Here is a 25545-nt window from a genome sequence, read left to right on the forward strand (position 1 = left end):
TCAGAGGAGCCGCATGACCATCGACCTGCGTTTCGAGCACCACCGAGAGCCGATCGGCATCGGAGAACCCAGGCCACGGCTGTCCTGGACGGTCCGCAACGACCGTCCGGGCTGGCTGCAGCACGGCTATGAGGTCGAGATCCGCGATGCGGAGGGCAAGGTCGTCTCGGCGACCGGGCGCTCGGAATCCGTGCTGGTCCCGTGGCCCGGTGACGATCTGAGCTCGCGCGAGCGCCGGGACGTACGTGTGCGGGTCCGCGGTCAGGACGGCAAGACGAGCGAGTGGAGCGAGTGGAACTCGGTCGAGGCGGGGCTGCTGGACGCGGAGCAGTGGCAGGCGGGCGCGGCGGCGCCGCCCGCCGAGCTGCTCGACGCGCCGGACGGGCCCGCGACCATGCTCAGGCGCGACTTCGCCCTCCGCGGGCCGGTCGAGCGGGCGCGCCTGTACGTGACCGGCCACGGCCTGTACGAGGTGGAGATCAACGGGCGCGTCGTAGGCGACGACGTGCTCGCGCCGGGCTGGTCGAGCTACGACCACCGGCTGCGTTACCGTACGCACGACGTCACCGCGCTGCTGTCGGAGGGCGACAACGCCATCGGCGCGATGCTCGCCGACGGGTGGTACCGCGGCCGCCTCGGCTTCAGGGACGGCCGGGTCGAGACGTACGGTACGCGTACCGCGCTCATCGCCCAGCTCGAAGTGGTCTACGCCGACGGCTCGACCGACGTGGTGACCACCGACGGCTCCTGGCGCTGCGCCCGCGGCCCGATCCTCGCGGCGAGCCTGTACGACGGCGAGAAGTACGACGCCCGCCTGATGCCCGCCGGCTGGTCCTCGGCCGGCTTCGACGACAGCGCCTGGCTGCCCGCCGACCTCGTGGACCATGACCCCGGCCTGCTCGTCGCCCCCACCGGGCCGCCGGTCCGCCGGGTGGAGACGCTGCGTCCCGTCGAGGTCTTCCAGGGCCCCGGCGGCGAGACGATCCTCGACTTCGGCCAGAACATCTCCGGCCGCCTGCGCATCCGCGTCGAGGGCCCCGCCGGCCACACCATCACACTGCGCCACGCCGAGGTCCTGGAGAACGGCGTCCTGTCGCGGCGCCCGCTGCGCAACGCGGCCGCCCAGGACGAGTACACCCTCGCGGGCGGCGCGGCGGAGGAGTGGGAGCCGCGCTTCACCATGCACGGCTTCCGCTACGCCGAGCTGATCGACTGGCCGGGCGAGCTCGCCCCCGACAGCGTCCAGGCCGTCGTCTGCCACACCGACATGCGCCGCACCGGCTGGTTCACCTGCTCGGACCCCCAGCTCCAGCGCCTGCACGACAACGTCGTGTGGAGCATGCGCGGCAACTTCGTCGACCTGCCGACCGACTGCCCCCAGCGCGACGAGCGTCTCGGCTGGACCGGCGACATCCAGGTCTTCGCCCCCACCGCGAGCTTCCTGTACGACTGCGCGGGCACCCTCGGCTCCTGGCTGGCCGACCTGGCCGCGGACCAGGACGAGTCGGGCATGGTGCCTTACTACATTCCGTGGGTCGGCCTCGCCATACCCCCCAAGCCGGCGGCGGCCTGGGGAGACGCGGCGGTGATCGTGCCCTGGGTGCTCTACGAGCGTTTCGGGGACCTCGGGGTGCTGGAGGCGCAGTACGACAGCATGAAGGGGTGGGTCGACCACATCGCGGGCATCGCCGGCGACGACCACCTGTGGGACGAGGGCTTCCAGTTCGGCGACTGGCTCGACCCCGCCGCGCCGCCGGACCAGCCCGGCAAGGCCAGGACCGACGCGTACCTCATCGCCACCGCCTACCACGCGTGGACCGCGCAGCTCCTGGCCGACACCGCGGAGCTGCTGGGCCGGGGCGGCGACGCGGAGAAGTACGGTGCGCTGGCGGCCGAGGTGCGGGCGGCCTTCCGCCGCGAGTACGTCTCGCCGTCGGGCCGCCTGGTCAGCGACACCCAGACCGCCTACGCGCTGGCCCTGCACCTCGGCCTGGCGGAGACGCCGGAGCAGCGGGCCCGGCAGGGCAAGCGGCTGGCGGAGCTGGTCGACCAGGACGACTACCGCATCGGCACCGGTTTCGTCGGCACGCCACTGGTCTGCGCCGCCCTGGCGTCGGTCGGGGAGCACGACACGGCCTACCGGCTGCTGACGCAGCGCGAATGCCCCTCGTGGCTGTACCCGGTGACCATGGGCGCCACCACGATCTGGGAACGCTGGGACAGCCTCCTGCCCGACGGCTCGGTCAACCCCGGCGAGATGACCTCGTTCAACCACTACGCGCTGGGCGCGGTCGCCGACTTCCTGCACGGCACGCTGGCCGGCCTCGCCCCCGCCGCGCCCGGCTACCGCCGCATCCGCGTCGCACCGCGGCCCGGCGCCGGCCTCACCCACGCCTCCGCCGAGCACGAGACGCCGTACGGTCCGGCGGCGGTGGCCTGGTCCCGGTCGGGCGGCAAGCTCACGGTCACCGTCTCCGTACCGCCGGGGACGACGGCCGAGGTCTCGCTGCCAGCCGGGGAGCCGGTCGAGGTGGGGGCGGGGATGCACACGTTCACCGCTCCGTACCGGGATCCGGCTGACGATCCGGTGGCCTGAGCGTGGCACCTGGGACGGCGGGCTTTTGACGCCGTCCCAGGTGCGCGGTGTGCTCGGCTCGATAAGGTGCATTGAGTGATCTGACGGGTACGACCGTTCTGGCCGCGAGGGGCACTCGCGCGAGGAGGTCCTTTGGTATCCGGGTGGATCCTGCGCTTGGTCGCGGCCGTGGCGGTGATGGCGGCCGCCGTCGTTCCCCTCGGGCGGGTCGAGGCTGTTTCCGGCGTGGCGGTCGAGGCCACTACGCCCACTACGACCCCCGATGACGCGGTGTGCCCGGCGCGGGACATGCGGGTCACCACGCCGTACGCGATCACCGGTTACTGGTTGGTGCCGCGCTCCGACCCGTGCGTCACGCGGCGGACCGTGGAGGCGATCCACGGGGTCGGGGGCGACACGCTCATCACGTTCGGCCCGCGCCTGGTGCCGAGCCGGGTCGACCGGGCGGGGCGGCTGCTCAAGGACGGGGTGCCCGACCCCGACTTCACCGGCTGCGTCGAGAACCGGAAGACGTGCTACCAGGCCGCCCGCGAGGCGGTCCCGCGCATCCGCCGGGTGTACGGCTACGCGGCGAACGAGCTGTTCGGCGCCGGCCTGCTGCGGTGCCCGGCGCTGGACCGGCGGATCGAGAGCGGCGGGCGCGTCTACTACCGGCTGCTGCTGGGCAAGTCATGCTCCAGCGGCCCGTACGACCTCGTGCTGATCGCGACCGACGGCGACGGGCTGGGCAACCTGATGGCGGAGGCGGCCGCGTACGGGATGAAAGTGTTCCCCGGACTGCCCGCCGCGCCGCAGGACGTCAAGCGGCCGTGGCTGCCGAACCTGGTGCACCTCGGCGCCGTCACCGCGCTCACCGAGCGGGTGCTGACGGACTATCGGGGCAGGTACGGGGCGTCGGCGGCGTTCGCCGGGGTGTACCAGTCGTTCGAGCTGGCGGTGAAGTCGCGGCCCAGCGTCGATCCGACCATCGACCTGTACCAGGCCCAGCACGCTGTGGTGGCCGCCACGCTGCCGGGGAAGAAGATCCTGGTCAGCCCCTATTTCGACGCGCGCAGGGACAAGGGCTTCCCGCCGCAGCGCGTGGGGGCGGGGTTGCTCGCCATCGCGGCCACCGCGCACGGCGCGCCCATGGCCGTCGCCGTGCAGGATGGGCGCGGGACGGGCAAGACGCCCGTCTACGGCCTCGACGAAGCGGACGCCAAAGTCGATCCCCGGCTGGTGCCGGTGGTGGGCGACGTCACCAACCGGCAGGCGTACTACGGCTCGACCTACGACTACCTCCAAGCGGCGGCGCGGTCACGGCCGCCGGGGGTGGAGCTGTGGGTGAACGTGGAGGCATTCGAGCCCGCCCCGGTGCCCGGCGAGTGCGGCCGGGCCGACCCGATGCCGCTGCGTGGCCGTACGACCAAGAAACGCCTCGACGCCCAGATCATGGCGGCCGGGACGGCCGTGACCAAGGTGATCTCCTATGGCTGGGACCCGTTCCTGACGTGCCAGCTCAACTGGATGACCCCGTCGCTGAGCGACGACCTCCACGCCTCCTGGAACGAGCCGCTCATCCTCGGCGCGACCAGGAACGCTGCCGGGATCGCGGTCAAGGGGAGGGACCTCGCGGGCGGCACGGTCAAGGTCCAGTACGCCCGGACCGGGGCCGGGGTCAAGACAGTGACCGTGACTCAAGGACCAGACGAATCCACCGCCGCCTGGATCCCCTTCACCGCCCCGACCGACGTGGATCCCCGGCGACCGTGGCTGTACATCACGGCCGTGAACGGCGCCGGCCACTCCACCACCAACCCCTACGTCATCCCCGCCTGACGCCGTCCGTGACGTCCGTTGTCCGCGATCCAGCACCGTCTGTGGGGTCCATCGGGCTGGCCGGCCCGGTCCGGCAACCGCGTCCATCGGCTGTGGCCCGGCCCCTTCCGCGACCGCCACCTTCGCAAGGCCGCGGTCCGGCGCGGTTGCTTCACCAAGGCGGTGGCGCCGCCGACAGTTCGGCGGCGCCATCGTCGCGGCGCCGGAGGCGGCCGATGCCACCTGGCGGCGGTGTCAGTCCAGTGTGGCGGCGTGCGGGTCCCAGTCGTCGGGGAGTGGTGGTGGGGTTGGCGAGGTGGTGTGGAGGCGGCGGGACTCCCCGTCTTCTCCGGCGTCGCCGATGGCGGTCATGATCTCCAGGACGTGCAGGGCGAGCGCGCCCGAGGCCCGGTGCGGGGTTCCGGTGCGCAGTGATCTGGCCATGTCCAGGACGCCCAGCCCGCGCCCGGCGGTCGTGCCCGTGACAGGCAGTTCGCGCCACTCGGCGTCATGCGGGCCGCGGGCCAGCAGCGGTCCGTCGAAGGTGTTGGGGTCGGGCAGCGACAGCGCCCCCTCGGTGCCGATGACCTCGATCATCCTCCGGTCGACGGGCGAGTCGAAGCTGAACGTGGTGGTCGCGCTGGCGCTGCCCGCGAAGTCGATCAGCGCGTTGACGTGCGTGGGCACCTCCACGGGAAACGCCGTGCCCGCCTTCGGCCCCGAGCCGATCACCCGGTGGTCACGAGCCCGCCGCGTACTGGCCGCGACTCGGGCCGCCGGACCGAGCAGGGCGACGAGGGCGGTCAGGTAGTAGGGGCCCAGGTCGAACAGCGGGCCGGCGCCGCGCTGGTACAGGAACTCGGGATTGGGGTGCCACGACTCGGGACCCAGGCTCTGCAGGGCGGCCGTGACGGCGACCGGGGTGCCGATGAGGCCGGCGGCGAGCGCCCTGGCCGCCGACTGGAGCCCCGCGCCGAGGAAGGTGTCGGGGGCGTTGCCGACGAGCAGGTTCAGGTTCGCGGCCTCCGCCGTGACCTTGGCCGCCTCGTCCATGTCCAGGGCCAGCGGCTTCTCGCCGTACACGTGCTTGCCCGCGCGCAGCGCCGCGAGCGCCACGGCGCCGTGCGCGGACGGGATCGTCAGGTTGACGACGATCTCCACCTCCGGCAGCGCCAGTACGGTGTCGACGGTGCCGGAGACCGGCACCCCGTACTCGCGCGCGGCGGTCTCGGCCCTGGCCGTGTCGAGGTCGGCCACGCCGAGCACCCGGACGTCCGGGAAGGTGGACAGGTGGCGGAGATAATGGCTGCTGATCACACCGGCGCCGACGACGGCGACGCCTACGGGGCCGGCGTTCACGAACCGCTCAGCTGCGTGAGGTAGGCGTGGCTGCCCGCGAGAGCGTCGAAGATGTCGCCCGCGCAGCTGTCGAGCTCCACGATCCGCCAGGCGTTCGGGCTGGCCGCGAGGATCTCCGGCACCGGCATGACGCCCTGGCCCACGGCCACGTGCGGCTCGTCCTTGACGACCGGGCCGTCCTTGACGTGCAGCGCCAGGATCCTGGAGGAGAGTCCACGGAGTAAGGCAGGTACGTCCGCGCCGCCCACAGCCGCCCAATAGGTGTCGATCTCCAGGAACACCTCCGGAGCCAGCAGGTCGGCGAGCGCCTCCAAAGCGTGGCGGCCGTCGATCCGCGGCTCGATCTCCCACCAGTGGTTGTGGTAGCCGATCCGCATGCCGTACGCGGACGCCTGCTCGGCCAGGCCGTTCAGCAGGTCGGCGGTCCTGGACAGGCCGTCGCGCGTGGTGAACTCCTCGTGCGCGATGCCGCCCGGGATGATCACCAGGTCGGTGCCGACGGTGGCGATGGCGTCGAAGACCTCGGCCGGCTCCTGGCTGAGCAGGGCGTAGGCGTGCGTGCTCGACACGGCCAGCCCGAGGTCGTCGGCCACCCGCCGGAAGCCCTTGGGGTCGCCGGTGGGGTCGAAGGGCTCGACGGCTCCGTAACCGATCCCGGCTATCCGGCGTAGCACGTCGTCACGGTCCGCGGCCAGTTGGTCCCTTACGGAGTAGAGCTGCACACTGAGCGGCTTGGTCATTCTCAGCTCCCATGGTGCTTTTAGTCCACAATCTGTACATAATCCTCTGGGGTGGATCAGGCATCGTCAAGGGCGTGCGGCGAGTCATCATCGGAGCGCCGACGCGAGGACGTCCACGAGCAGGGCGGCCTGCGTGCCGTCCTCGTCGAGGTCGGGGTCGAAAATCGTGATCTCCAGACCGGCGGCTCCCGGGAGACGGAGCAGGCCGCGCAGCAGCCCGGCCAGGCCGTCCGCGTCGAGCCCGCCGGGCGTGGGGGAGTCGACGGCGGGCAGCACCGCGGGGTCGAGTACGTCGGCGTCGATGTGGATCCAGAAGCCGTCGAGGTCGTCGCGGACCAGGATCTCCCTGGCGACGTCGAGGGTGCCGGGGCCGATGCCGGGGGCGGGCACGTGGGCGAGGCCGGACTCCTTGACGTCCCTGAGGTCCTCGTCGTCGCGTACGCCGAGCACGATCACGTCCTCGTCGGCGACGTACGGGCGCAGGCCGCCGATGTCCACCAGGTAGTCGTCGCCACGACCGGTCACCAGGGCGAGGGCTTCTCCGCCCGCTGAGCCCACGTGCGGGGAGTTGCCGAGGTGGCGGAAGTCGGCATGGGCGTCCAGGTACGCCAGGCCGTACCGACCTGCTTCGCGCAGTGCGAGGGCTGGGCCGAGCAGGATCGAGCAGTCGCCGCCGAGGACGATCGGGAACGTCCCCGACGCGCGGATGGCGGCGACGCGGTCGGCCAGCTTCCTGGCGTACGCGGCGATCGCCGGGCCGTTGCGGACGCCGTCGCCCGGCTGCCAGGTGGACACATAGCGCGGCGGAACCACCGCGCCCGCGTCACTCGCGCCGATCCGCTCCCGCAGCCCGGCGTCGCGGAGCGCCCACGGGGCCTTGTAGCAGCCGGGGACCACGTCGGGGGCAGGCGGGCGGAGGCCGAGGTTGGACGGGGCGTCGAGGATGGCGAATCTTGCGTCAGGAGTTATAGTGGTCATACTCGTGACGCTAGCAGGAGGAGTCGGGGATGCGCCAGTACGTCGATACGGGGTTGGTGGCGTTGGACCTGGCCAACACGTGGGACGAGTATCTGGACGAGCCGGAACGACTGCCGGACCCTGCGGCGCTGCGGCGGTTCTGCGAGGAGTTCGGCGAACCATTTGGTCGGACGCCCGGCCGGCGTGTTGGCGAGGAGCCTGGGGGGCGGGCGGGCAAGGAGCCGGGGGAGTTGGCTGGCGAGGAGCCTGGGGGGCAGGCGGATTTCTTGGAGTCAGAGTTGGCCGCTGTGCGGGAGATGCGCGGGCGGTTGCGGGCCGTGCTGGCCTGCGAAGTGCCGGAGCGGACGCGGGCGCTGACTCGGTTCACGGCGGGGCTGTCGGCGCGCGTGGAGGTCGAGGATGTCGACGGGGTGCCGGTGCTACGGCTCGTGGCGCCGGACGGCGCGGGGACGGCGGACCGGCTGGCGGTGCGTGCGGTGCGCGAGCTGCTCGACGTCGCCGCCGCGGGGGACTGGGTACGCCTGCGCCTGTGCGCCGCCGCGCCGTGCCGCGACGCCTTCATCGACCGGAGCCGGCCGGGGCGGCGGCAGTTCTGCTCGACCCGGTGCGCCAACCGCGCCCACGCCGCCGCATCCCGCGCCCGCCACCGCACCTGACCGGGTATCGGGGGATTCCGCGTGGATAATCCCCCGGCCCCCGAGGCTCACGCAGGGTGCTTGACGAACATTTCGAAGTCGTTATGACCGTCGGAGAACGTGTACTCGTATTTCTCGTTGAACAGCTCGTGCCAATTGTTGTCGAGGTCCTGCGCCGAAATGACCTCCTTGATTATCCGCACGTTCTTCTGGCGCCCCGGCGGCGTGTTCGGAGTGGTCACCGTCAGCGTCAAGCTCGTGAGGTCCTTCCAGCGGAAGTGATGGGCCGGCTTCGGACCGGCCAGCAGGTGGACCGTGCTGTAGGTGCTTTGAAAATCACCGAATTTCTGCAGATGCTCTGGGTCGGAGTCGCAGCCGTTGGTGTTCGTCCTGATCAGCTTGGTCCAGGTATCGCTACCGGACGCATCCCGGTACCGTGCGGTCACCCACACGGGAATGCACTTGTTGGTGTTGGAGAGGTTGCCGACGTCGAACCACATGCTGAATGCCTTGAAGTCCTCGTCGCCGGCGGCCGACGCGGGCGCCGCGTTCATCGGAATGGCGATGAGTGACGCCCCCAGAAGCAGGGCGGCCGTCTTGCGAATCGAGCGAGTTTTCATGGTGGCCTCTCGTTTCTCTTTCCTGAGCTGCCCCTCCAGAATCACTCGTTCATCGCCGTGGACGGATCCCCAGATCTAGGGGGTGTTGGGAGCGAAAAGTCGCTGATGGCGTGACATGAGTTTCTTATCCGCCCCACTCGGGCCGGACCTCGCCGAGATTGTGTGGGGCCTCGATCAGGTGGTCCCGGGTGTCGGCGTAATGGCCCCGGTGGGTCGTGTTCCGGAGCACCTCGATCTCGGCGATCCAGCCGACCCGCCGTCCGGTTCTGGCGCGGACCAGGTCGCCTTCCGACAGGCGGGTCCACTCCTCTTCGGCCATGCCGTACGCCTTGAGTTCGCGGCTGCGGCCCTCGTCGATGGCGCACCAGTAGACGTACTTCGTGTTGTTGTCGTCGCCGCCCGATCGGCGGCTGCGCAGCCGTACGATCTGGCCCTCGATCCAGGTCTGGCCGGTCAGGTCGAGCAGGGCGCGGACGGCGGGCACGGCGGCGATCGCGAGGCCCACGGCGAGGCCGCCCGGTTGGGTCAGGGCGCGCGGCCACAGGTCGAACGCCGACAGGACGACCAGCACGATCCACGTCCAGAATCCCGCGAAGAACCCGGCCGCCAGGCCACGGCCCACGGTGTGCAGCGGCGGCCTGCCCCAGATGAGCCGCGACGGGTAGCGCACGTCCACCGCGTGCCACATGCCGCCGTAGTCGGACCAGGCCCGGCGGTCGTCGGCGGGCACACTCACCGGCAGGCTGCGGACCGCGCGTGGCGCGAGGCCGAGCGCGGCCGCGTACGCCAGGGGGCGGCCCCAGATCGTCACGCTCGCCGCGGGCTTGTCGGCATAGCGGGCGTTCGACAGGGTCTCCCGTACGCCCAGCCAGTGCCCCGCCGCCTGGACGCCCAGGTCGGTGCCGCGCTCGCCGTTGAGCCGGCCGGCCAGGTAGACCAGCGCGCCGTAGGCGACGATGCCCGCGCCGATGCCGCCGTCGTGTTCGGGGTCGGCCACGGTGACCGCGACGGCGACCAGCGCGGCGGGCACCAGCGCGGACGCGAACAGCAGCGTCGCGTGCGCGCGGCTCCAGCGAGCCTGCGACAGTCCCCGCTGCCGGGCGTCGGCGATGACCTTCTTGCGGAAGCTCTTCCACCAGCGGCCCAGGTTGCGCGAACCTTCGGCCAGCGCGCCGGTGGCCACGACGCCGTCGCGTGCGAGCGACTGCACATGGTGGTAGACGAGCTGTTCGTACGGGTTCAGCCCCTCCGCGTGGCGTAGGCGTACCAGGGACAACTCCGGGCCGACCTCCTCGATCTGCACAACACCCCGCGCGGCGAGGTCGAGCAGCGTGGCGGAGGCGGCCTCATCGCACAGGCGCCAGTCACCGGTGATGAGGTCGACCACGGCGGGCGGCTCGTCCGTGAGCGGGGCGCCCGGCCGACCGGGGGTGATGTCCGGGGTGCGGGTCGCGATCGCCAGCACCAGCAGGAGCAGCGCCCACAACGTCGCGGCGGCGGCCGCGACGGCGAACCAGACGGTCATCAGAACCGCACCTGTACGGGCCCGCGCTCCTCGCCGGGTGCCTGGAAGTACTCGCGGGGGGTGAACCCGCTCATGCCCGCGACGAGGTTGGCCGGGACGGTCTGGATCGCGTTGCTGTAGGTGAGGACGGCGTCGTTGTAGTACTGGCGGGAGTAGGCGATCCGGTTCTCGGTGGTGGCCAGCTCCTCCTGGAGTTCGGCGAAGTTCTGGCTGGCCTTGAGGTCGGGGTAGGACTCGGTGACCGCGAACAGGGTCTTCAGCGCGCCGGTCAGCGCGTTCTCGGCGCCGGCCATCTCAGCGGGGGTGTGCGCGTCGAGGGCCTGCGCGCGGGCGGTCGTGACGGCGGTGAGCGTCTGCCGCTCGTGGCCGGCGTAGCCGCGGACGACCTCCACGAGGTTGGGCACCAGATCGTGGCGGCGCTTGAGCTGCACGTCGACCTGGGCCCAGGCGTTCTCGACGGCGTTGCGCTTGTGTACTAATCCGTTGTAGATCGAGATGAAGAGGAGGGCGCCCAGTAGGACGAGAACGGCGAAAACGCTGCCGAAGACGATCATCGCTAGGGTCTCCCTGACGTGTCACTGCGCATGCTCCATGTGAACAAATCAGGCTTGCAACCGGCTGTACATCACGCGAAGAGCGCGCGCCCCCAGTAATCGCCCGCGTCACGCATCCCCGGCGGGCACGCCCACAGCCCGCTCGAGATGTGCTTGATGTACTCGTTGAGGCTGTCGGTCTTGGCCAGGCGCATCTGCACCGGCACGAACTGCTTGCGCGGATCCCGCTGGTAGGCGATGAAGAACAGCCCGGCGTCGAGGCGGCCGAGCCCGTCGGAGCCGTCCACGAAGTTGTAGCCCCTGCGCAGCAGGTGCGCGCCGCCGTTGGTGGTGGGGTGAGCCAGCCTGACGTGGGCGTCGTCCTTGATCAGCGGCTGGCCGTCCGCGCCCTTGGCCGCGAAGTCCGGCGTGTCGAACTCCGCCTTCTTGCCCATCGGGGCGCCCACGCCCTTGTCGCGGCCGAAGATCGCCTCCTGCTCGCCCAGCGACGTCCTGTCCCAGGTCTCGACCATCATGCGGATCTTCCTGGTGACCATGTAGCTGCCGCCGGTCATCCAGGCGGGGCCGTCCTGGGCGCCCACCCACAGCTGCTGGCGCAGCAGCTCGACGTCCTCCAGCTTGAGGTTGTTGGTGCCGTCCTTGAAGCCCATCAGGTTGCGCGGCGTCGCCTGGGCGCGCGAGGTGGAGGACGTACGGCCGAAGCCGAGCTGGGACCAGCGGACCGACACCTTGCCGAAGCCGATCCTGGCCAGGTTGCGGATGGCGTGCACGGCCACCTGGGGATCGTGCGCGCACGCCTGCACGCAGATGTCGCCACCGGATATTTCCGGAATGAGCTGTTCGCCAGGGAATTTAGGTAGATCGGCGAGAGCCGCTGGGCGCTTGCTCGCCAGCCCGAACCGGTCGTCGAAGAGCGACGGCCCGAAGCCGATCGTCAGCGTCAGCCCGGAGGCGGGCAGGCCGAGCGCCTCGCCCGTGTCGTCGGGCGCGGCCTCGGGGACTCCGCCCAGTGTGCCGAACGTGCCCGCCTCCTTGCCCTGCACCAGCCTGGCGGCGGCGGCCGTCCACTCCTGCATCAGTTCGACCAGCTCGGCCCGCTTGTCGGTGGTCACGTCGAAGGAGACGAAGTGCAGCCGGTCCTGGGCGGGGGTGACGATGCCCGCCTGGTGTTCGCCGTAGAAGGAGACGGGATCGGAGATCGAGGCCGCGTGCGCGACCGTCGGCTCCTCGACCAGCGCGCGCGTGACCACGGCCCCGGCGCCGACGGCCGCCGCCCCCGCCGCGCCCAGGCCGAACAGCTTCCTGCGGCTCATGCGATCGCTCATGGTCTTGCCTTCCTGCTTCCTGATGGCCGGGGCCCTACTTCGTGATGGCCGGGGCGATCTTGCTGATCGGCTCGGCCAGCGCGTTGATCGCGTCCGACAGCGCCTTCAGCTCGGCCTTGGACAGCTCGTTGTGCAGCTGCCAGCCGTCGCCCTTCTGGTGCTTGCCCAGCGCGGCCTCGGCCGCGGCGAACTTCTCGTCCAGCGTCTTGACCAGGTCGGGCGCGCGCTCCTCCAGCACGGGACGGAGCGCCTGTACGGCGGCCTTGGAGCCCTGGAGGTTGGCGTCGAAGTCCCACAGGTCGGTGTGCGACCAGGTGTCCTCCTCGCCGGTGATCTTGCCGGTGGCCACCTCGTCGAGCAGCTCCTTGGCGCCGTTGGCCAGGTTGAGCGGGGTCAGCTCGGCGGCGTTCGACTTCGCCACGATGGTCTTGACGTCGGCGATCAGCTTGTCGGCCACCGGGCCGTCCTTGCTGATGTCCTTGGTGATCCAGAGATCCTTCTCGATCTTGTGGAAGCCGGTCCACTTCTCACCGGCCGCCAGGTCGGCCTCGCGGGCGTCGATCGCCGGGTCGAGGTCGCCGAAGATCTCCGCGACCGGCTCGATCCGCTCCCAGTACGTACGCGAGATCGGGAAGAGCTCCTTGGCCTTGGCGCTGTCGCCCGCCTTGACCGCGTCGACGAACTCCTGCGTCTTGACCAGCAGCGTGTCGCTCTGCGTCTTGATGTAGCGCTTGTAGCTGGCGGTGGCCTCGGCCAGCTTGGCGTCGGAGCTGAGCGCCTTGTGCTCGCCCGTCACCTTGAGCGCGTTACGCAGGCCCTTGCCCACCATGCCGGGCTTGCAGGCCGTCTCGTACGCCCCGGCGGGCAGCTCGGCGATGACTTCGCGGGTCAGGCCAGGCACGATGTTCTCCACCTCGGCCATGACGCGGTCGCCCGGCGCGTAGACGTAGAACTCGGTGACCTTGGTGCCGCCGTTGGTGATCGTGAACGTACTGGTGCCCGCGGGCACCTCGGAGGCGGCGACCTTGCACTCGGTGTCAGAGGCGGCAACGCTGATCTTCCCCGGTTTGGCCGGTGCGGCGGAGCCGGGCGTGGCCGGTGTTCCCGAACTGCACGCGGCCAGGGAGAGCGCACCGAACACCAGGGCGAGGCCGCGGGTGGTGGAGTTAAGCATGATGCTCCTGTTCAGGCCGAGCTGGTGGTGGTGGTTGCCGGTGCGGGGGTGCGCTGGGGGCGCAGGAAGAGGAAGAGGGTGGGCACGAGGTAGAGGACCCAGGCCAGGGCCTCCAGCACGGACGGCTGCGGCGTGATGTTGAGCATTCCGGCGAGCAGCGCGCCCCACCAGGAGTCGGCGGGCAGGATCGCGCTGATGTCGAAGGCGTAGGTGCTCAGGCCCGGCAGGATGTTGGCCTCCTGCAGGTCGTGCACGCCGTACTTGAAGATGCCGGCGGCAACGAGGATCAGCAGCAGGCCCGTCCAGGTGAAGAACTTGGTGAGGTTGATCTTCAGGGCACTGCGGTAGATGCCCCAGCCGATCACCACCGAGGTGAGCAGCCCCAGGCTGATGCCGATGAGCGGCGTCGCGGTGGTGGTGGCGCCCTGGACGGAGGCGAAGAACAGCAGCGCCGTCTCCAGCCCCTCGCGGGCCACGGCCAGGAAGGCCATCACGACCACGGCGAGCGAGCCCATCTGGAGCGCGTCCGTGAGCTTGCCCCGCAGCTCTTTGGAGAGCGCGCGGGCCGTGCGGCGCATCCAGAAGATCATCCAGGTGACGAACACCACGGCCAGCAGCGAGGTGATCGCGTCGAAGAGCTCCTGTCCCGTGTGGTCCAGGTGGGCGGCCGTGAACGTCAGCAGCGCGCCGAAGCCGATGGACAGGGCGAGAGCGGCCACGACGCCGGTCCACACCTGTGGCAGCTTGTCCTTGCGGTCACTTTTGACCAGGAAGGCGATCAGGACCGAGACGACGAGTGTCGCCTCCAGTCCCTCCCGCAGTCCTATGAGATAGCTGGCGAACACCGGTGCTCCCGCGCTGTAGGAAAGGCTTACCTAAATTAGGGCAGGTGGAGCCTACCTAATGCAAGCGCGACGTTGGACAAAAGGTGATGCTCTTCACCTTCTTGCCCGTGAGGCGACGCTGTATAGGCTGTGCTGGTGGTCCATGGAGGGTGGGGCGGTGGGCGATTACTGGCGGTCAGCGACCTCCATGTGGCCTTCCCCGACAACAGAGCCGTCGTCGAGAAGCTGTTGCCGTCTTCGGACGACGACTGGCTGCTGATCGCGGGAGACGTCGCTGAGCGGTTCGCCGACATCGAATGGGCGCTGAAGCTGCTCAAGAGCCGGTTCTCCACGGTCGTCTGGGCGCCGGGGAACCACGAGCTGTGGACGCCGCGTGAGGATCCGGTCCAGTTGCGGGGGGAGTACCGCTACCTCGGCCTGGTGGAGATGTGCCGGAGCCTCGGCGTGCTGACGCCGGAGGACCCTTACCCGATCTGGAGCGGGCTCGGCGGTCCGGTGACCGTCGCGCCGCTGTTCCTGCTGTACGACTACACCTTCGGCGCGAACGGTCAGGGCAAGCGGCTGGCGCTGGAGCGGGCACACGAGGCGGGCGTCGTCTGCACGGACGAGTACCTGCTGCACCCAGACCCTTACCCGACGCGCGACGCCTGGTGCCGGGCGCGGCTCGCGGAGACCCGGCGCCGCCTCGACGCGCGCGATCCGCGCCTGCCGACCGTCCTCGTCAACCACTATCCGCTCGTCCGCGAGCCGACTCTGATCCTGCGGCACCCGGAGTTCGCCCTGTGGTGCGGGACCGAGGCGACCGCCGACTGGCACCGGCTCTATGACGCGGCCGTGGTCGTCTACGGACACCTGCACATCCCTCGCACGACGTACCACGACGGTGTGCGCTTCGAAGAGGTCTCTCTGGGCTACCCGCGCGAGTGGGGCCCGCGCAAACGCACCGGCGGCCCGGTCAGGACCATACTTCCAGCTCCGGAGTGAAGATGATCGAGCAGATCCTCCCCGCGACGGTCGAGGCGTACGACACCTTCGAAGATCCGCCCGGGACGATGCTCTTCCCGGAGGAGGAACTGCTGATCAAGCGGGCCGTCGAGAAGCGGCGCAGGGAGTTCACGACGGCGCGGCTGTGCGCCCGCAAGGCGATGGAGCGCCTGGGCATGGCGCCGGTGCCCGTGCTGTCGGGGCTGCGCGGCGAGCCGCTGTGGCCGCTGGGCGTCATCGGAAGCATCACCCACTGCGCCGGCTACCGGGCCGCCGCGCTCGCCCAGGCCGTGGGGACGATCGGCATCGACGGCGAGCCCAACGAGCCGCTCGCCGAAGGCGTCGTGGAGGCCGTCTCGCTGCCGCAGGAGCGCGAGATGCTCCGCCGCCTCGCCGCCGAGCATCCGGCGGTGTGCTGGGACCGGCTGCTGTTCAGCGCCAAGGAGACGGTGTACAAAGCGTGGTTCCCGCTGGCGGAGCGGTGGCTCGACTTCCAGGACGCGAGGATCTCGGTGGACCCGGTACGGCGCACATTCAGCGCGCACCTGCTGGTTCTCGGGCCCCGCTGGCAGGGGCGGCGGCTGGGCGGCTTCAACGGCCGGTGGATGACCGGCAACGGCCTGATCTTGACCGCCATCGCCGTCATGGCCCCGGAGGCGGCCGCCGTCCACAACCGAGCTCACAACCCTTAATTTCCTACCAAATGTGTGGGATAATGAATCGCATGAGCTTGGATCGGACGCGCTCATCGAGCGAGCGTGCTGAGACACCGCTGATCGCCGCCATCATGGCCGGCCGCTGGATTCGGTCCGCGGCCGTCGACGACGAGCGCGGCCGGCACTGGCGGGCCAACCCCGACCCCCGAGGCAGGTCGGCCCTCGCTCCCGAACCGGCCTCGCTCTACGCGGGGGCGGCGGGCATCGTGCTGTTCTTCCTGGAGCTCGCCGCCGCGACGGGCCACGAGGCGTACCTGGAGGACGCCCGCGCGGGAGCCGGCTATCTCGCCGAGACGTGGGGGAAGCAGACCAGCCTGTCGCTCTATCACGGCCTGTCCGGCACCGTGGTCGCGCTCGCCGAGGCCGGCTGGGTGCTCGGGGACGGCCGGTTCGAGGAGGCCGCCGTGGCCGCCGCCGACCGGATCGTCCGCTCCGCCCGCCCCCTCGACGGTGGCCCCGGCTGGTCGCGGGACCCCGCGCAGAGCGGCGACGGCGGCGTGGTGCTCGGCCTGCTGCACGCGTCCTCGATGCTCGGCGTACCCGCCTACCTGGACCTCGCTGTCGCGGCGGGCGCCCGCATCGCCCGCCTGGCCGTTCCCGGCCACCGGTTCGGCCCGCTCGACGACGGGTGCCCGCCGGCCGGGCAGACCTGGTCCGGCGGGGGGAGCCTGGAGGACGGGGAGACCTGGCCCGGTGACGCCGCCGACCTGCTGGGAGTGTCTGGCGACGTGGCCGGTGGCCGGGCCGATCTGCCGGTCGACGCCGTCACGCCGGGCTTCCTGTCCGGCACGGCGGGCACGGCATTCCTGCTCGCCCGCCTGTACGGCATCACCGGCGACCCGCTATTCCTCGACGCGGCCCGCCGAGGGGCCGGCTTCGTCCGGATGGTCAGCGTCGTGGCCGGGCGGTGCGCCGCCGTGCCGCACCATGTGCCGCAGGGCCGGGGGCTGCACTACCTGGGCTTCTGCTCGGGCTCGGCCGGGGTGGCGCGGCTGTTCTACGAGCTGTACCGGGTCACGGGCGAGGCCGACGACCTGGCTTGGTGCGAGCGGCTGGCGCACGGCATCGTGGAGAGCGGCGTCCCGCACCGGCGCACCCCCGGGTTCTGGAACGTCTCCTGCCAGTGCTGTGGCACGGCCGGGCTGGTGGAGCTGTTCGTCGGGCTGTGGGCGGCGACGGGGCGCAAGTCGTACCTGGACTTCGCCGGTGTGCTGGCCGAGCACCTGATCGGGCGCGCGGTCGACCACGACGGGCGAGGACTGCGGTGGTACCAGGCGTATCGGCGGCTGCGCCCCGGCGAGGTGTCGGCGGACACGGGCTACATGGTCGGCGCGGCGGGCATCGGCGCGGCGCTCCTGCACCTGGACGCGGCCCTGCAGGGCGACCAGGCACGCCGCGTGATCCTGCTCCCGGACAACCCGTTCCCGGCCATCCCCGTCCCCGCGCACCGCCTGAACAAGGGCAACGACCCGGCATAGCCCGGCCCTCCCGGACCTCCCGCCCGGACCTCGCGCCTGGCCCTCTCCCTCCCGGCCTCCCCGCCCTTCCGGACCTGACCGCCCGCATGGAACGGGCGGCCTGACCGGGCCGGTGATCGCCTGCGGGGGTGGGCGGGTGATCGCCTGCGGGGTCGCGTGGGGCGGGATGGCGGGGGATGGCGCGGGGTCGCGTGGGCGGGGGTCAGGTTGCGGAGGCCAGGGGTGCGACCGCGCGCAGCCGCTCGAAGTTGGCGACGTACTGGCGGTACAGGCCCGGGTCGGTGAGGCGCAGCAGGGTCTCGTCGTTGCGGCGGAGCGAGGTCTCGATGTAGTTGTGGCTGCCCGTCAGCACCACGTGGGCGTGGGCGTCCTCGACGAGCAGGTATTTGGAGTGGATCCGGCCGGGCAGCGCGTCACCGGTGCCCAGGGTACGCAGCTCGATCCGGGGCTCGGCCAGCAGCAGCTGCTTGACCTCGTCGTCCATGATGCCGTAGACGATCTTGACCGAGCAGCCCTGGGCGGCCAGCGCGCGCAGCCTCTGGGGGATGGCGATGCGGTAGGTGTCCCATTCCGACATGCCGACGCGGATCTTCGTACCGGGGGTGCAGCGGACCCTGGCGAGGTTCTCGGCGACGGTGTCGGTGGTGGCGTCCGTGCCGGCGCGGGGGAAGAACCAGACCTGTCCGGAGGGGGTCCTGGTGATGCGGTAGTAGTCCGGGTTCTTCCGCTCGGCCGCCAGATCCTGGAAGTAGCTGTCATACGCCCGGTACAACTGCTTGTCGCCGGGGAGGACGACCGCGTTGTTCCAGTACGTCGAGGAGTTCAGGTCGGTGAGGTTGGCCGACGACTGCACCACCACGTCGGAGGCGCCGCCGGTCCGCGAGAACAGGTAGAACTTGTTGTGCTGGCCCTTGCTGCCGATGCAGGCCGCCGTGCCGCCCGACGGCGGGCCGGTGCAGACATGCAGCCAGGAGCCGGCGGAGATGTCCGTGCCGAGCGCGGCCGCCAGCTGGGACGCCACGGTCGCGCCGCGCGAGTCGCCGTCCAGGACGACCCGCACCTCGACCCCGCGCTGGTGGGCCTTGATCAGCTCGCCGGCGAAGTCGGTGCCCGCCTGGCCGGACATGACGAAGTGGGCGACCTGGATCCGGGCGCCGGCCGGGGTCTGGTGGATCAGGCCGCAGAGGCGCCGGACGATGGCGGTCGGGTCGCCTCCCACGGGGTCGTTGAAGACCGCGCCCTTGGTGACCGGCGCGTCCGGCGCGTCCGCGCAGGTGGTGGGGCTGGCCGAGGCCGGGCTGCCTTCGGCCACGACCGCGCTGGCCGGGCCGCCCCCCGCCAGTGTGGCCGTGAGGACGGCGGCCCCCATCAGAGCGGACAGGAATCGGTTCGGCATCGATCGCTCCTTCACGAGGCGGACGGAGCCGAGCCGTCCGCCGGTGGGATTCGTCAGAACGGGTCGGTCTCGGGGAAATGGCAGGCCACGGGGTGGTCGGTGCCGCGGTCGAGCAGCACCGGCTCCTCGTCCCGGCATCGATCCTGGGCCAGCCGGCAGCGGGTCCGGAAACGACAGCCTGACGGCGGGTTCAACGGCGAGGGAACATCTCCGCTCAGGACGATCTCCTGCCGCCCGCCGTCCCGCCAGTCGTCCAGGCTCGGCGCCGCCGACAGCAGAGCCCGCGTGTACGGGTGCGACGGCCGCAGATAGACGCTCTCCTTCGCACCCATCTCGACGATCTTGCCCAGGTACATCACCGCGACCCGGTGGCAGATGTGGTGGACGACCCCCAGATCGTGGGAGATGAACAGATACGCGACCCCCAGGTCACGCCGCAGCTCTTCGAGCAGGTTCAGGATCTGCGCGCGGACCGACACGTCCAGCGCGGACACGGCCTCGTCGCAGACGATCAGCCGGGGGCGGACGGCCAGCGCACGGGCGATGCTGATGCGCTGCCGCTGCCCTCCGGAGAACTGGTGCGGATACCTGCCGGCGTGCTCAGGACGCAGGCCGACGCGGTCCAGCAGGCTCCGCACCTCCTCGTCCCACCGATCCCGCGGCACGATCCCCGGATGGATCCGCCACGCCTCCTTGATCAAGGCGGCGACGGTCATCCGCGGGTTGAGCGAGGCGTACGGGTCCTGGAAGACCAACTGGATGTCCTGGCGGAGCCTGCGCAGCTCCTTGGCCGGCAGGGTGGCCAGGTCGCGGCCCTCGAACAGGACCTGGCCGCTGGACGGGCGTACCAGGCCGACGATGGTCCTGGCGATCGTGGACTTGCCGCAGCCGGACTCGCCGACCAGGCCCACGGTCTCCCCGGCCCGTACGTCGAGGCTCACCCCGGCCACGGCGCGCACCTCGGCGCCGGCACGGCCGAGCCCGCCGCGCAGGCGGTAGGTGGTGACCAGATCGACCAGCTCCAGCAGGGGCGGGCCGTCGTCGTCCCGGGTGCGGGACTCAGCGAGCGCCGGTGTGGACACCCGCGATCACCTCCTCGGCGAAGTGGCAGGCGCTGGCCCGGCCCGGGGCGACCTCGCGCGGTTCGGGCTCGGCTTCCCGGCACCTGTCACGGGCGAACGGGCAGCGGGGGTGGAAGGAGCAGCCGGCGGGCGGCGCGGTCGGATCGGGCGGCTGGCCGTCGATCGCCACCAGCGGGCCGCCGCCGTCGCGCACCGCGGGCACCGCGCGCATCAGGCCCAGCGTGTACGGGTGCGCGGGATGTTCGTACACCTCGGCCACGGTGCCCACCTCGGCGATCCGGCCCGCGTACATCACCGCCACCCGGTCGGCCGCCCGCGCGACCACCCCGAGATCGTGGCTGATGAGGATCATGCCCAGCCGGTCGGCCCGCTGGCGCTGCCGCAGCAGCCGCAGGATCTGCGCCTGGACGGTGACGTCGAGGGCGGTGGTGGGTTCGTCCGCGATGAGCAGGCGGGGGTCGAGGGCCAGCGCGATCGCGATCATGACCCGCTGGCGCATGCCGCCGGAGAACCGGTGCGGATGGTCGTCCAGGCGCCGCGCGGCGTCCGGGATGCCCACCTGGACCATGAGCTCCGTGGCCCGGCGCCGGGACTCCGCCCGGCCGAGCCCCCGGTGCCTGCGGAACATCTCGGCGATCTGGTAGCCCACGGTCAGCGACGGGTTCAGCGCGCTCAGCGGATCCTGGAAGATCATCGCGATGCGTTCGCCGCGCAGCTTCTGCCACTCCCGGTCGGAGAGCCCGGTGACGTCGCGGCCCTCGATCGTGACGTGGCCTCCGGTGACGCGGGACCGGGGTGGCACCAGCCCCAGCAGGGCCTGCGCCGTCACGCTCTTGCCGCTGCCGGACTCGCCGACGATCGCCAGCGTCTCGCCCTCGCCGACCTGGAAGGACACTCCCCGGACGGCCCGGAGCGGCCCCTTCGGCGTGTCGAACTCCACGGCCAGGTCGGCGACGTCCAGCAGCGGGGTCACGTCTCGCGTCATCGTCACAGCTCCGTCATCGGGTCGGAGGCGTCGCGGAGCAGGTCACCGAGGATGCCGATGCTGACCACCACCAGCGCCAGTGCGGCGCCGGGCGCCGCCGCGATCCACCACGCCGAGGCCAGGTAGTCGCGGCCCTGGGCGATCGTCGATCCCCAGGAGGCCTGGGAGGGTGGAACGCCGAGGCCGAGGAAGCTCAGTGAGGCCTCGGCGACCATGGTCAGGCCAATCTGCACGGTAGCCGCCACCAGCAGCGGCGGCAGGCACGACGGCAGGATGTAGTGGATCAGGATCCGCCCGTGCGAGGCGCCCATCACCCGGGCCGAGTCCACGAACTCCCGGTCGCGGACCGCGAGCGCCGAGCCCCGCACCACCCTGGCGAAGATCACCCAGCGGGTCACCGCGAGGGCGATGATCACGTTCGTCATGCTCGGGCCCAGCACACCGGCCAGCATGATGGCGAGCAGCAGGCTGGGGAAGGCGAGCTGGATGTCGCCGAGCCGGGAGATGACCCCGTCGGCCCAGCCGCCGAAGTAGCCCGCCAGCAGCCCCATCAGCAGGCCGACCGAGCCGGCGACGACCACGGTGACCAGGGCCACGGTCAGCGAGGTACGCATCCCCGCCAGCACCGCGGCCAGAATGTCCTGGCCGACCTGGTTGGTGCCGAGCCAGGCGACGGCGCCGTCGGACAGCCAGGTCCCGGGCGGCAGCAGCCGGTCGGGCGGGCTGGTGGTGGCGGCGTCGAAGGGCACCAGCAGCGGCCCCAGCACTCCCGCCACCACGAACAGCAGCACCATCCCGAGGGCGAAGTGAGCGCGCGGCGGCAGTCCGGCCAGCCGCCGGAGCTTCAGCGGCATCATGCGTTCTCCAACTGGATCCTGGGGTCGAGGTAGCCGTAGAGCACGTCGACCAGCAGGTTGAGCGTGATGTAGCAGACCGTGATCACGGTCAGGACGGCCTCGACGACGGCGTAGTCGCGGAAGGTGATGGAGTCCACGAGCAGCCTGCCGATCCCGGGCCAGGCGAAGACCACTTCGACGATGACGCCGTTGGCGATGAAGTTGCCCATGAGCAGGCCCAGCATGGTCACCACCGGGACCAGGGTGTTGCGCAGGACGTGGATGTAGAACACGACGCTGTCGCTCATTCCCTTGGCGCGGGCTGTACGGACGTAGTCCTGGTTCATCTCCTCCAGCACGCCCGTCCGCACCAGGCGGCCCAGCCAGCCGACGAACGGGAGCGCGAGTGTGAAGGCGGGCAGGAGGAGGCTCGCCATCGTGCCGTCGGCCGTGCTGGGCAGGATCTGCAGCCCCCGAGCGAAGATCAGCGAGAGCATGATGCCGATCCAGAAGGGCGGCAGCGCCTGGCCGACCAGCGACGACACCGAGATCAGGCGGTCGGCCGCCGAGTTCGCGTGCCGGGCCGCGTAGGAGCCGGCGAGGAAGCCCAGCACCACGGTGAACACCATGGCCCAGGCGGACAGGACCAGGGTCGGTCCCAGCCGTTCCAGGCAGGCGTCGAGAGCGCTCATGCCCTGCCGCCACGATTGGCCGAAGTCGAGGCGCAGGAGACCCTGGAGGTGGTGCAGGTACTGGACCGGCAGCGGGTCGTCGAGCCCTAACTGGGCACGGAGCCCGGCGAGCTGCTCCGGCGTCGCCTGGCTGCCCAGGATCAGCTCGGCGGGATCGCCGGGCAGCACCCGGAGAGCGACGAAGACGATGGTGATGGCGCCCCAGATCTGGAGCAGCGCCTGGGCCAGCCGGCGCCCGACGAAGCCGGTCATCTGCCGCCCCCGCTCGACGCCCGCTCCACCAGCCGGGGCGGGAAGAGGATCTTCTCCGGTGGCCCCTCCGCCGGCGGCCGCGTCAGCCGCCGGAGCATGTGGTCCACGGCGGACACGGCGACCTCCGCCGCGGGCAGCTCCACCGTGGTGAGGGATGGGATCACGTACGGCGCGAACGGATGGCCGCCGTAGCCGACCACCAGCACGTCCTCCGGAATCCGGAGACCGGCCTCGTCGGCCACCCGGTAGACGCCGAGCGCGAAATAGTCGTTGCCCGCCACGAAGGCCATCGGGCGGTGCGCCGTGCGGAGCACGTCCTTGGCCAGCCGGTACGCCTCGCCCGGATCCCACGGCATGGCGCTCTGCTCCAGCCGTCTGGTCGGCACCTTGATCACGGTGTCCGGCTCCACGGGCAGCCCGCTCTCGGCCATGGCCCGCCGGTAGCCGGCCACCCGGTCGGTCACCGACGAGACGCCCAGGTCCTCCTCCAGGAAGCAGATCTTCCTGACGCCCCGCGCGATGGCGTGACTGGCCGCCTGGTAGCCGCCCAGGACGTGGTCGACGCCCACCAGATCGGTGTTCAGCTCGGGAACGTCCCGGCTGATCAGCACGAGCGGGACCCCGGCGGCCCGGAACCGGCGCCAGTGCTCGGCGCCTTCCTGCACCGTCACCACGAGCACCCCGTCGACGCCGCGGCGCAGCAGCTCCTCGGCCGCGCGCCGCTCGTTGTCCAGGCTCTCCTCCGTCGCCATGAGCAGCAGCGAATAGCCGTGCTTGCGGCAGTGCTGCTCCATGCCGCTGATGAGCTGCGCGTAGAACGGGTTGGACGGATTGGTGATCACCATGCCCAAGGTGCTCGCCGAGCCCAGCACCAGCGAGCGGGCCGTGACGTTGGGCACGTAGCCGAGCCGCTCCGCCTCGGCCTTGACGCGGTTCCTGGTCTCCACGCCGACGCTGTCCTTGTCGGCGAGCGCGCGCGAGACGGTGTTGACCGACACGCCGAGGCTCTCGGCGATGTCCTTCAGGGTCGTCCGGTGTCCCTCAGGCATGGTGTCCCCAGACTCGATGGAGGCGCACGGGCATCACTGCGCGGTCGACACCGTGCGGAACTCGGGCTGGCTGTTGGCCGCCGGGCTGAAGCCCTTGACCGTGGAACGCAGTCCGTACGTGCTGGACAGTGCCGCCGGGAAGACGCCGACCGCGTCCCGCCAGATGATCTCGCACGCCTGGGCGTAGAGCGACTCGCGCTTCTTCTGGTCGGCGGTCGAGCGGGCCTGGGCGAGGAGGCCGTCGAGCTCCTTGTTCGCGTAACCCATGCGGTTGGCCGTGCTGGTGTAGAGGCGGCCCAGGGTGTAGTCGGCGTCGCCGGTGGTCACCGTGTTCACCTGGAGCTCGATGTCCCAGTCGAGGGCGGTCAGCCGCTTGATCCAGGCCGCCTTCTCGATCTGCTGCTGCTCCACGATGACGCCCACCTTGGCCCAGGCCGAGATGAGCGACTGCGCCAGCTCGGTGGCCAGCGGGCCGGTGTCCTTGAACCACATCATCGAGGTGCGGATGCCCCCGGAGTAGCCGGCCTCCGCCAGCTCCCGCTTGGCGAGCTCCGGGTCGTACGCGTACGGCTGCTGGCTCGCGTGGCCGAAGACCGCGGCCGGGATCGGGGCGTCCATGACCGTTGCCGCGTCCCCGTACAGGCTCGCCACAATGCCCTTGATGTCGAGCGCGTGGTAGAGCGCGCGGCGGACCCGCGCGTCCGAGAACGGCTTGCGGCCGCAGTTGAACCAGGCGAGGAAGTAGTTCACGCCCGGCTTGCTCTCGATGCGCACGCCGTCCACACCGGCCAGCCGCTTCAGCTCGTCCGGCGGGATGATCCAGGTGACGTCCACCTCGCCGTTCTGCAGCGAGGTCATCCGGGTCGAGGTCTCCGGGATGTACGGCAGGCGCAGGCCGGGCAGTGTGGCGGCGCCGCCCCAGTAGTTCTTGACCGGCTTGAGCAGGAGCTGGGAGGACGGGGTGAACGACTCGACGGCGAAGGGGCCGCTGCCGATCGGCTTGCGGAAGAAGTCGGCCCGGCCGAGCTGGGCGGCGGGCAGGATGAAGGCGAGCGTCAGGTTCGTCGGCAGGGTGCCGAGGGGCTCGGTGGTGGTGATCCTGATGGTGTGCGGGTCGGGTGCTTCGACGGTGTCGATCGCGGTCCACAGCGGCTTCTGCGGGCCGTCGGACTTGGCCAGCCGCTCCAGCGACGCCTTCACGTCGGCCGAGGTCAGCTTGCTGCCGTCGTGGAAGGTGACGTCGTCGCGGAGGGCGAACTCCCAGGTCTTGTCGTCGGGCTGCGTCCACGACCTGGCCAGCTTCGGGGCCAGCTCATCCCCGGTCCGGGTGACGAGGGTGTCGTAGATCTGCCGGTTGGCCAGCAGTGACGCCTCGTCCACCGCGCTCGCGCCGTGCGGGTCCAGGTCGTTGATCGGCTGGTTGAACGCGGCGCTGAGCGGGCGGTCCTTCGCGGACCCCGATCCGGCTCCGGCGCCGCCGGGAGCACAGCCCGCGACCAGCCCGGGAAGGGAGACGCCGGCGACCCCGGCTCCGAGGAGGGACAGGAACCGGCGCCTGTCCACCCCGTCCATTGCTGCCATGTCGGTTGCTCCCGTCAGCTCTTCAGAGCCAGGTAGATCAGGATCTTCGTTCGGGGATCGCCCCCGTCGAGGTGGGCCCGCAGTCGCAGCCAGTGGCCGAACTCCCGCACCCGCCAGCTCACCAGGCCGGCCTCGGTGACCACCTGCGCGGGGGTCTCGTCGTCGTCGCACCAGTGCAGCCCGTCGGGGGAGACCTGGGTCACCAGGCGCAGCTCGCCCTCCAGCGCCAGGGTCCGGACGAACCAGCGTGCCTCCGTCGCCCAGCCGGCCTCGTACGGTTCGGTGGCGAAGCCGGCGGTGAAAGTGGTGTTCCGCTCCAGGACCGCGGTAAGAGCATGCTTCATGC

General features: G+C 71.1%; 23 protein-coding genes. 6 read left to right on the forward strand and 17 right to left on the reverse strand.

Translation table 11 applies throughout. The features are described 5' to 3' along the window. Positions 1-13: 13 nt before the first annotated feature. On the forward strand, positions 14-2596 hold the full coding sequence (locus AB0B91_RS06115) for a glycoside hydrolase family 78 protein (RefSeq protein WP_358316397.1): 2583 nt from the start codon (positions 14-16) through the stop codon (positions 2594-2596). A 132-nt stretch (positions 2597-2728) separates the two neighbouring features. Further along, complete coding sequence (locus AB0B91_RS06120; RefSeq protein ID WP_358316400.1) at positions 2729-4414, forward strand: DUF4434 domain-containing protein; 1686 nt, start codon at positions 2729-2731, stop codon at positions 4412-4414. A 234-nt stretch (positions 4415-4648) separates the two neighbouring features. Here AB0B91_RS06120 and AB0B91_RS06125 read toward each other — a convergent pair whose 3' ends face one another. The 3 genes from AB0B91_RS06125 to AB0B91_RS06135 form a co-directional block, all read right to left on the reverse strand. Then, entirely contained in the window at positions 4649-5752 is a 1104-nt protein-coding gene (locus AB0B91_RS06125; protein WP_358316403.1) for a Gfo/Idh/MocA family oxidoreductase, read from the reverse strand. Beyond that, positions 5749-6492 carry a sugar phosphate isomerase/epimerase gene (locus tag AB0B91_RS06130; RefSeq protein WP_358316405.1) on the reverse strand — a complete coding sequence of 248 codons (744 nt, stop codon included), beginning with the start codon at positions 6490-6492 and terminating at the stop codon, positions 5749-5751. The genes AB0B91_RS06125 and AB0B91_RS06130 overlap by 4 nt, the downstream gene beginning before the upstream one ends. A gap of 87 nt (positions 6493-6579) precedes the next feature. After that, a complete protein-coding gene (locus AB0B91_RS06135) occupies positions 6580-7470 on the reverse strand; it encodes an arginase family protein (protein ID WP_358316408.1) in 891 nt (296 codons plus the stop codon). A 29-nt stretch (positions 7471-7499) separates the two neighbouring features. Here AB0B91_RS06135 and AB0B91_RS06140 point away from each other — a divergent pair, with 29 nt between their 5' ends. Continuing rightward, the gene (locus tag AB0B91_RS06140; RefSeq protein WP_358316411.1) at positions 7500-8126 is read left to right on the forward strand and encodes a CGNR zinc finger domain-containing protein; all 627 of its coding nucleotides are present in this window, start codon (positions 7500-7502) and stop codon (positions 8124-8126) included. A gap of 47 nt (positions 8127-8173) precedes the next feature. On the opposite strand, the gene AB0B91_RS06145 is transcribed toward AB0B91_RS06140, so the two are convergent. From AB0B91_RS06145 to efeU, 6 genes are all read right to left on the reverse strand, one after another. Next, entirely contained in the window at positions 8174-8725 is a 552-nt protein-coding gene (locus AB0B91_RS06145) for a hypothetical protein (RefSeq protein WP_358316414.1), read from the reverse strand. A gap of 124 nt (positions 8726-8849) precedes the next feature. Then, positions 8850-10250 (reverse strand): hypothetical protein, encoded by a 1401-nt coding sequence (locus tag AB0B91_RS06150; RefSeq protein WP_358316417.1) that lies wholly within the window; start codon positions 10248-10250, stop codon positions 8850-8852. Continuing rightward, entirely contained in the window at positions 10250-10804 is a 555-nt protein-coding gene (locus AB0B91_RS06155; RefSeq protein ID WP_358316420.1) for a LemA family protein, read from the reverse strand. Before AB0B91_RS06155 ends, AB0B91_RS06150 begins: the two co-directional genes overlap by 1 nt. Positions 10805-10875: 71 nt before the next feature. After that, positions 10876-12129 carry an iron uptake transporter deferrochelatase/peroxidase subunit gene (gene efeB / locus AB0B91_RS06160; RefSeq protein WP_358316423.1) on the reverse strand — a complete coding sequence of 418 codons (1254 nt, stop codon included), beginning with the start codon at positions 12127-12129 and terminating at the stop codon, positions 10876-10878. Positions 12130-12163: 34 nt separating this feature from the next. After that, positions 12164-13303, reverse strand: a complete 1140-nt coding sequence (gene efeO / locus AB0B91_RS06165) for an iron uptake system protein EfeO (RefSeq protein WP_358316426.1) — start codon at positions 13301-13303, stop codon at positions 12164-12166. 11 nt (positions 13304-13314) lie between these two features. Then, entirely contained in the window at positions 13315-14148 is an 834-nt protein-coding gene (gene efeU, locus AB0B91_RS06170; RefSeq protein WP_358316429.1) for an iron uptake transporter permease EfeU, read from the reverse strand. 135 nt (positions 14149-14283) lie between these two features. Here efeU and AB0B91_RS06175 point away from each other — a divergent pair, with 135 nt between their 5' ends. Genes AB0B91_RS06175 through AB0B91_RS06185 form a run of 3 tightly spaced genes read left to right on the forward strand, consistent with a single transcriptional unit; the run spans position 14284 to position 17326 of the window. After that, positions 14284-15132, forward strand: a complete 849-nt coding sequence (locus AB0B91_RS06175) for a metallophosphoesterase (protein WP_358316432.1) — start codon at positions 14284-14286, stop codon at positions 15130-15132. Positions 15133-15134: 2 nt separating this feature from the next. After that, the gene (locus AB0B91_RS06180) at positions 15135-15824 is read left to right on the forward strand and encodes a 4'-phosphopantetheinyl transferase superfamily protein (RefSeq protein WP_358316435.1); all 690 of its coding nucleotides are present in this window, start codon (positions 15135-15137) and stop codon (positions 15822-15824) included. A gap of 32 nt (positions 15825-15856) precedes the next feature. After that, complete coding sequence (locus tag AB0B91_RS06185; protein ID WP_358316438.1) at positions 15857-17326, forward strand: lanthionine synthetase LanC family protein; 1470 nt, start codon at positions 15857-15859, stop codon at positions 17324-17326. Positions 17327-17528: 202 nt separating this feature from the next. Here the strand turns inward: AB0B91_RS06185 and AB0B91_RS06190 are convergent, their stop codons facing one another. The 8 genes from AB0B91_RS06190 to AB0B91_RS06225 are packed head-to-tail and all read right to left on the reverse strand — an operon-like array spanning position 17529 to position 25543. Next, positions 17529-18722, reverse strand: a complete 1194-nt coding sequence (locus tag AB0B91_RS06190; protein WP_358316441.1) for a phospholipase D-like domain-containing protein — start codon at positions 18720-18722, stop codon at positions 17529-17531. Between the two features lie 53 nt (positions 18723-18775). After that, positions 18776-19804 (reverse strand): dipeptide ABC transporter ATP-binding protein, encoded by a 1029-nt coding sequence (locus tag AB0B91_RS06195; protein WP_358316444.1) that lies wholly within the window; start codon positions 19802-19804, stop codon positions 18776-18778. Beyond that, a complete protein-coding gene (locus tag AB0B91_RS06200; RefSeq protein ID WP_358316447.1) occupies positions 19782-20789 on the reverse strand; it encodes an ABC transporter ATP-binding protein in 1008 nt (335 codons plus the stop codon). The genes AB0B91_RS06195 and AB0B91_RS06200 overlap by 23 nt, the downstream gene beginning before the upstream one ends. Before the next feature lie 2 nt (positions 20790-20791). Further along, entirely contained in the window at positions 20792-21646 is an 855-nt protein-coding gene (locus AB0B91_RS06205) for an ABC transporter permease (RefSeq protein ID WP_358316449.1), read from the reverse strand. After that, complete coding sequence (locus tag AB0B91_RS06210) at positions 21643-22569, reverse strand: ABC transporter permease (protein ID WP_358316452.1); 927 nt, start codon at positions 22567-22569, stop codon at positions 21643-21645. The genes AB0B91_RS06205 and AB0B91_RS06210 overlap by 4 nt, the downstream gene beginning before the upstream one ends. After that, positions 22566-23618 carry a LacI family DNA-binding transcriptional regulator gene (locus AB0B91_RS06215; protein ID WP_358316456.1) on the reverse strand — a complete coding sequence of 351 codons (1053 nt, stop codon included), beginning with the start codon at positions 23616-23618 and terminating at the stop codon, positions 22566-22568. The genes AB0B91_RS06210 and AB0B91_RS06215 overlap by 4 nt, the downstream gene beginning before the upstream one ends. A gap of 33 nt (positions 23619-23651) precedes the next feature. Further along, positions 23652-25199, reverse strand: a complete 1548-nt coding sequence (locus AB0B91_RS06220) for an ABC transporter substrate-binding protein (protein WP_358316461.1) — start codon at positions 25197-25199, stop codon at positions 23652-23654. A 14-nt stretch (positions 25200-25213) separates the two neighbouring features. Beyond that, a complete protein-coding gene (locus AB0B91_RS06225) occupies positions 25214-25543 on the reverse strand; it encodes a hypothetical protein (RefSeq protein WP_358316463.1) in 330 nt (109 codons plus the stop codon). Positions 25544-25545 lie beyond the last annotated feature (2 nt).

The organism is Nonomuraea sp. NPDC049141 (assembly GCF_040648415.1).
Classification (GTDB): domain Bacteria; phylum Actinomycetota; class Actinomycetes; order Streptosporangiales; family Streptosporangiaceae; genus Nonomuraea.